Raw genomic sequence first — 6,556 nt, 5'->3', positions numbered from 1 at the left:
GTTGTGTGTGGGGTGTGGTGGGTGTGGGGGTGGTGGTTTGTTTGGTGGGATGGGGGGTGTTGTGTTGGGGTGGGGTTGGTGGGGGGTGGGTGGGTATGTGTTGGTGGTTGTGGGGTGTTTGTGAGGGGGAGGGGGGGCACTGAGGTGGAGAGTGAGGGGGGCGGTGGTTCGGGATAGGGGGTTGGGCTGGAAGGGGGTGGGAGGTGATAGGGGGTTGGGCTAGCCCTCGCTGCGCAGCCCCGGCTCCTTCTGCAACCCGGTGAGGCCGTTCCAGGCCAGGTTCACCAAGTGGGCGGCGACAGCGCGCTTGTCCGGCGTGCGGGTGTCGAGCCACCACTGGCCGGTCATCGCCACCATGCCCACCAGCATCTGTGCATACATGGCTCCGTCGGCGGCGCTGAAGCCCCGGCGGGCGAATTCGTCGGACAGCAGGTGCTCCACCCGTGCCGTCACGTGGGAAAGCAGCGTGGAGAAGGCGCCTTCGGGCTGCGACGGCGGGGCGTCGCGCATCAGGATGCGGAAGCCGTCCGTGCGGTCTTCGATGTAGCCAAGGAGAGCCAGGGCGGCGCGTTCCACCAGCACCCGGGGTTTGGCATCGGTGCTGAGTGCCTCGGTGATGGAGTCCAGCAGAATCCGGAACTCGGTGTCTACAACCTGCCGGTACAGGCCCTCTTTGGAACCGAAGTGCTCGTAGATGACGGGCTTGGAAACTCCGGCACTGGCTGCGATTTCCTCGATGGTGGTCCCATCCAGGCCCCGGGCGGCGAAGAGCGCGCGGCCGATGCCAATGAGCTGGGCCTTCCGCTGCTGGCCGGTCATTCTGATGCGTACTGCGGGGCCGGTGGAAACCTGTTCCAAGGGCTCGGCGGTGTCCTGGGGCCGGGGGTTTTCAGTGCGCTTGCTCACGTGACCATCATGCCTTACGAGCCGGGAATGGACTCTTCAAGGCGGGTTGGAACGGGGTCTCGGACGCGTCCCGGGCTGTGCCTCGGAACGGGCAGCGGGCGGTCAAGTCGCGAAGCACGCAATGGTCATGGCAAACTAGATTCTTGTGTGTGCATCCCGGTAGCCCGGGAACCCGTCAGGCCTTGCTGCTTGATGGTGGGAATCATGCACGGTCCGCTCTGGTGTAATGGCAGCACCCCGGCCTTTGGAGCCGTGGAGTATAGGTTCGAATCCTATGGGCGGAACGGTCGGAAAATGCGCTCCACTCTGTACCTGGAACGGCTCGAACGGTGCCTGGGTCCATTGGGATGGCAGCATTCCGAAGCCGGGTTACCCGGGACATACCGAGCAAGGAGAGCCAGTACGTGAGCCCCGAATCCACCGGTCCCGCAGCGGTCATAGTTTTGGCCGCAGGCGCTGGAACGCGCATGAAGTCCCGGACCCCCAAGATTCTCCACGAAATCGGCGGACGCTCCATGGTGGGCCACGCTCTCCTGGCTGCCCGTTCCATCACTCCGCTGAAGCTGGCCCTTGTTGTCCGGCATGAGCGTGACCGCGTGGCCGGGCACGTCTCCGCGTTGGATCCGGAAGCACTCATTGTTGACCAGGATGAGGTCCCCGGTACCGGTCGGGCAGTGGAGGTGGCCCTCAAGGCCCTCGACGCCGAAGCTGAACTTTCCGGAACCGTAGTAGTAACGTACGGGGATGTTCCGCTGCTGACCGGCGAACTGCTCGCCGAACTCGTGACCACCCACGAGGCCGAGGGCAACGCAGTTACGGTACTCACCGCAGTCTTGGATGACGCCACCGGCTATGGCCGGATCCTTCGCGCGGAAGACGGAACCGTCACCGGCATCCGTGAACACAAGGATGCCAGCGAAGCCGAACGCAGCATCCGCGAGGTCAACTCCGGTATCTACGCTTTCGATGCCGCCGTCCTGCGCACCGCATTGGCGAAGGTCACCACCGACAATGCCCAGGGCGAGATGTACCTGACTGATGTCCTCGGGTTGGCGCGCGACGCCGGCGGCCGGGTTGCCGCCGTCGTAACTGAAGACCGCTGGCAGGTTGAGGGCGCCAATGACCGCATCCAGCTTTCGGCACTGGGCGCTGAGCACAACCGCCGCATCATCGAGTCCTGGATGCGTGCGGGCGTGACTGTAGTGGATCCCGCCACTACCTGGATCGATTCGACTGTGACCCTCGACGAAGACGTCCGCCTGCTGCCCAACACCCAACTGCACGGTTCCACCACTGTGGCGCGCGACGCCGTCGTGGGTCCTGACACCACCTTGACCGATGTCAACGTGGGCGAGGGCGCCAAGGTGATCCGCACGCACGGCTCCGGTTCCACGATTGGTGCCAAGGCGAGCGTGGGCCCGTTCACGTACCTTCGCCCGGGCACGGTCCTGGGTGAGACCGGCAAGATCGGTGCGTTCTACGAAACCAAGAACGTGACCATTGGCCGTGGTTCCAAACTGTCCCACCTGGGCTACGCCGGCGACGCCGAAATCGGTGAAGACACCAACATCGGCTGCGGCAACATCACGGCCAACTACGACGGCGAGAAGAAGCACCGCACGGTGATCGGCTCGGGTGTCCGTACCGGTTCGAACACGGTCTTCGTAGCTCCGGTGACTGTAGGCGACGGCGCTTACAGTGGCTCCGGGGCCGTCATCCGCAAGGATGTCCCCGCAGGCGCCCTCGCCCTCAGCCTGGCCGCCCAACGGAACGCCGAGGGTTGGGTCATTGCCAACCGTCCGGGCACCGCCTCCGCCACTTTGGCCGAGGCGGCCCTGGAACCGACGTCCGTCTCCACATCTTCACAATCCCCGGCAACCACAGAAGAAGGCAAACAGGCATGAGCGAAATTACCGCACACGGCGAGAAGAAGTTGATTCTCGCCGCCGGAAGGGCGCATCCGGAGCTGGCGCAGGAAATCGCGAAGGAGCTGGAGACCGAACTCCTGCCCATCGACGCCTACGACTTCGCCAATGGGGAAATCTACGTCCGGTCGGCCGAGAGCGTGCGAGGCACCGATGCCTTCGTGATCCAGGCCCACCCGGCTCCGTTGAACAACTGGCTCATGGAGCAGTTGATCATGATCGACTCCCTCAAGCGCGCCTCCGCCAAGAGGATCACGGTGGTCTCGCCGTTCTACCCATACTCCCGCCAGGACAAGAAGGGCCGCGGCCGCGAGCCCATCTCGGCACGCTTGGTTGCAGACCTCTACAAGACCGCCGGTGCGGACCGCATCATGTCCGTTGACCTGCACACCTCGCAGATCCAAGGCTTCTTCGACGGCCCCGTTGACCACCTGATGGCCATCCCCCTGCTGGCCGACTACATCCGCACCAAGGTTGAGGCTGACAACATCACAGTTGTTTCGCCCGACACCGGCCGCGTGCGTGTTGCCGAGCAGTGGGCTGAACGCCTCGGCGGCGCTCCGCTGGCTTTCGTTCACAAGAGCCGGGACCTCACTGTTCCCAACCAGGCGGTCTCCAAGACCGTTGTTGGCCAGGTTGAAGGCCGCACCTGTGTGCTCATTGATGACATGATCGACACCGGCGGAACCATCTCCGGCGCCGTTCAGGTGTTGAAGAACGCCGGTGCCAAAGACGTCATCATCGCCTGCACGCACGCCGTCTTCTCTGATCCCGCCGCGCAGCGCCTTGCGGATTCCGGTGCCCGTGAAGTGGTGGTCACCAACACGCTGCCCATTCCGGCCGAGAAGCGCTTCCCGTCGTTGACGGTGTTGTCGATCGCGCCGCTGATTGCCCGCGCTATCCGTGAAGTGTTCGACGACGGTTCGGTCACCAGCCTGTTCGACGGCAAGGCATAAGAATCTCCGTTCCAGAACGGGCCATCCGCAGCCTCCGGGCTTGCGGGTGGCCCGTTTTTGTCCCCGTTTTCATGTTGGACGAGTTCCGCTGCTAAACTTGCGGGGATACCTTGGCGAGGGAGAGCACATCCGGTCCGCATTTAGTGGATTCGGGTTGCGGGTCTCCGTTATCGACTGGGTCTGCATCTCCTTCAACACAGGCGGAACGGCTGCTCGGCGGCCGATCTCAGCCGGGCGTAGAAGGTCTCCAGACCTCCGCCCTTGCTGATAGACCAGCCCGGACTTTCCGGGCGCCACAGTAATCAAGGAGTACTCATGTCTGAGCAGAAGCTCACCGCAGAACTGCGCACCGAATTCGGCAAGGGTTTTGCCCGCCGCGCACGCATGGCCGGCCAGATCCCGGCTGTCATCTACGGCCACGGCGCAGAGCCGATCCACATCAACCTGCCGGGCCGCGCCACCACGCTGGCAGTCCGCGTTTCCAACGCCCTGCTGGCGATCGACGTCGACGGCGAGCAGCACCTGACGCTCGTCAAGGACATCCAGCGCGATCCCGTAAAGCAGATCATCGAGCACGTTGACCTCCAGACCGTGAAGGCCGGCGAGAAGGTTACCGTCGACATCGCCATCCACATCTCCGGTGAAGTTGCTCCGGGTGCTGTTGCCAGCCTCGAAGCCACCACGGTTTCCCTCGAAGCTGAGGCAACCCACGTTCCCACCGCCGTCGAGGTCAGCATCGAAGGCCTCAAGGCCGGCGAGAGCATCCACGCTTCGGACCTCGTTCTGCCGAAGGGTTCCACCCTCCTCACCGAAGGTGACACCCTGGTGGTCCGCATCGCCGAGACCGCTTCCGAGGCTGAAGAAGAAGCACCGGCAGCTGAGTAGTCTTCTGACTGCTTCAGGCGCAAGCCGTTGAGTGGCCGGGTACCTTAGGGTCCCGGCCACTTTCCTTTCTCCTTGCCCTGCTCGAAGCTGCATCAGGCTCCCGCTGATTCAACTAAACGTTCCCTAGGATGAGACCATGAGTGACACTTGGCTGATTGTCGGCCTCGGCAACCCCGGCAGTGAGTACAGCAACAACCGGCACAACGTGGGCCAGATGGTGTTGGACGAACTTGCTTCCCGCATGGGCGGAAAGTTCAAGGTGCACAAGGCGCGGGCCCAGGTAGTGGAGGGGCGGCTCGGCATAGGCGGCCCCCGCATGGTGCTGGCCAAGCCCATGACGTATATGAATACCTCCGGCGGACCCGTTGCAGGGCTGTGCAACTTTTTCGATATCTCACCGGATCACGTCATTGCGGTGCACGACGAAATCGATATCCCTTTTAACACAGTCAAGCTAAAACTCGGCGGTGGTGAGGGCGGGCACAACGGCCTGCGTGACATCTCCAAAGCACTGGCCACCAAGGACTATTTGCGCGTACGCGTAGGTGTCGGGCGGCCGCCAGGGCGAATGGAGACCGCAGATTACGTCCTCCGGGATTTTGCCACTGCCGAAAAGAAGGAACTGCCGTTCCTGCTGGATGAAGCCGCTGATGCCGTCCAACTGCTCATGGACCAGGGCTTGTTGCAGGCACAGCAGAAACACCACCCTGCCAAAGCTTGATCAAATCTTGAGGAAAGCCTGAGGAAAGCCTGACGGTTCGAAGGACCCTCAGGCCTACAAACTGTCGGCGCCCGGCGGTAGTGTGCATGGTACGCAGGTAAGCGGTGGGGGACTGTCGCGGATGTGTAGCGAAGGATGCGAATGTCGGCGGAGTTGCTAAACAAGGGCGGGGGAGGCGCAGCAAGGGCTGCGGCTCCCGATCTTGTGGGCGGACCAACGGACAGGCAGACCTGGTCCCTGCTGGCCCGAAGCCAGGATTTGTCGAGGGCAGGCAAGTTCCTGGAGTCACCGGACTCCTTTGGCGTGGTCCTCACCGGCCAACGGGGAATCGGCAAGTCCGGCCTCGCCCGCGCAGTGGTCTCGTCCCTCGGCCCCAAAGTCCACAGCCTTCAATTGCGGAACACCGTTGCCAATGGGCAAACCCCTTACGGATGCCTGGGTTTCCTGCTGGCCCGCCTGCCCTCCGAAGCCGTCGGTTCGCCCACGGGCATCCTCCACGCGGTGACAAACCTGATCAGGAAGGAAGCAGCCGGCCGGGACACCGTCCTCATTGTGGACAACGCCGGCGGCATGGACCCCATGAGTACGGGGGTCTTGTTGAATCTCATGGCCACGGGTACCGCGAAGATAGTTGCCACGGTCCAGCGCGCCAGCGACCTCCCAGCAGACTTCCATCGCCTGGTCCTCGAAGGGGAGTTGGGCGAGGTCCACCTCAATACCCTGAGTGAAGAGCAGACCAAACAGGTACTGGGCTCAGTGCTGGGACACTACGTTTCATCGACGCTGGTTGGTTCACTGCACTCGGCGGTGGGCGGAAATCCGATGCTCCTGCACGCCCTGTTGGAAGAGCAGCGGCATAGCGGCAACCTGGTGCTCAACGATTCCGTCTGGACGCTCCGGGACCGGATCAAACTCGAGGGCGCAACGGTGGTGGAGGACTTCGTCCGTTCCAAACTGGCGCGCGAAACGCAGGCCAGCAGGACCGTCGTCGAAATCCTGGCCTGTGCGCAGCGCGCAACCCTGATGGACCTGGCAACCATCTTTGGCACCGAAGTTCTGGTGGAGATGGAGGATTCCGGCCTGCTCACTGTTGAACGGGGTGATGACCACTGGGTATCCCTCCGCGACCCCTACGTGGGCGAGGTAGTCCAGGGCTGGCTCAG

Annotated in this window: 6 protein-coding genes and 1 tRNA gene; 6 read left to right on the top strand and 1 reads right to left on the bottom strand. The window is 63.1% G+C overall.

Going from position 1 to position 6,556, the window contains the following annotated elements; translation table 11 throughout:
* Positions 1-219 precede the first annotated feature (219 nt).
* Positions 220-819, bottom strand: a complete 600-nt coding sequence (locus HP499_RS18845; RefSeq protein WP_172325698.1) for a TetR/AcrR family transcriptional regulator — start codon at positions 817-819, stop codon at positions 220-222.
* A 299-nt stretch (positions 820-1,118) separates the two neighbouring features.
* Here HP499_RS18845 and HP499_RS18840 point away from each other — a divergent pair.
* From HP499_RS18840 to HP499_RS18815, 6 genes are all read left to right on the top strand, one after another.
* Positions 1,119-1,190: transfer RNA gene (locus tag HP499_RS18840), tRNA-Gln, on the top strand.
* 120 nt (positions 1,191-1,310) lie between these two features.
* Positions 1,311-2,810 carry a bifunctional UDP-N-acetylglucosamine diphosphorylase/glucosamine-1-phosphate N-acetyltransferase GlmU gene (gene glmU, locus HP499_RS18835; protein WP_172325697.1) on the top strand — a complete coding sequence of 500 codons (1,500 nt, stop codon included), beginning with the start codon at positions 1,311-1,313 and terminating at the stop codon, positions 2,808-2,810.
* Positions 2,807-3,787: a ribose-phosphate diphosphokinase gene (locus HP499_RS18830; RefSeq protein ID WP_011774071.1), complete on the top strand. Its 981-nt coding sequence runs from the start codon at positions 2,807-2,809 to the stop codon at positions 3,785-3,787. The genes glmU and HP499_RS18830 overlap by 4 nt, the downstream gene beginning before the upstream one ends.
* Positions 3,788-4,102: 315 nt before the next feature.
* A complete protein-coding gene (locus tag HP499_RS18825; RefSeq protein WP_172325696.1) occupies positions 4,103-4,672 on the top strand; it encodes a 50S ribosomal protein L25/general stress protein Ctc in 570 nt (189 codons plus the stop codon).
* Positions 4,673-4,808: 136 nt separating this feature from the next.
* Positions 4,809-5,393 carry an aminoacyl-tRNA hydrolase gene (gene pth / locus HP499_RS18820; protein WP_172325695.1) on the top strand — a complete coding sequence of 195 codons (585 nt, stop codon included), beginning with the start codon at positions 4,809-4,811 and terminating at the stop codon, positions 5,391-5,393.
* Between the two features lie 141 nt (positions 5,394-5,534).
* Positions 5,535-6,556, top strand: a 1,022-nt coding sequence (locus HP499_RS18815) for an ATP-binding protein (RefSeq protein WP_253951687.1), incomplete at its 3' end; no start/stop codon positions are given.

The organism is Paenarthrobacter sp. CM16, from assembly GCF_013179505.1.
GTDB lineage: Bacteria > Actinomycetota > Actinomycetes > Actinomycetales > Micrococcaceae > Arthrobacter.
Note: the sequence above shows the minus strand (reverse complement) of the source record. Positions and strands in the feature narration are given on the sequence as shown.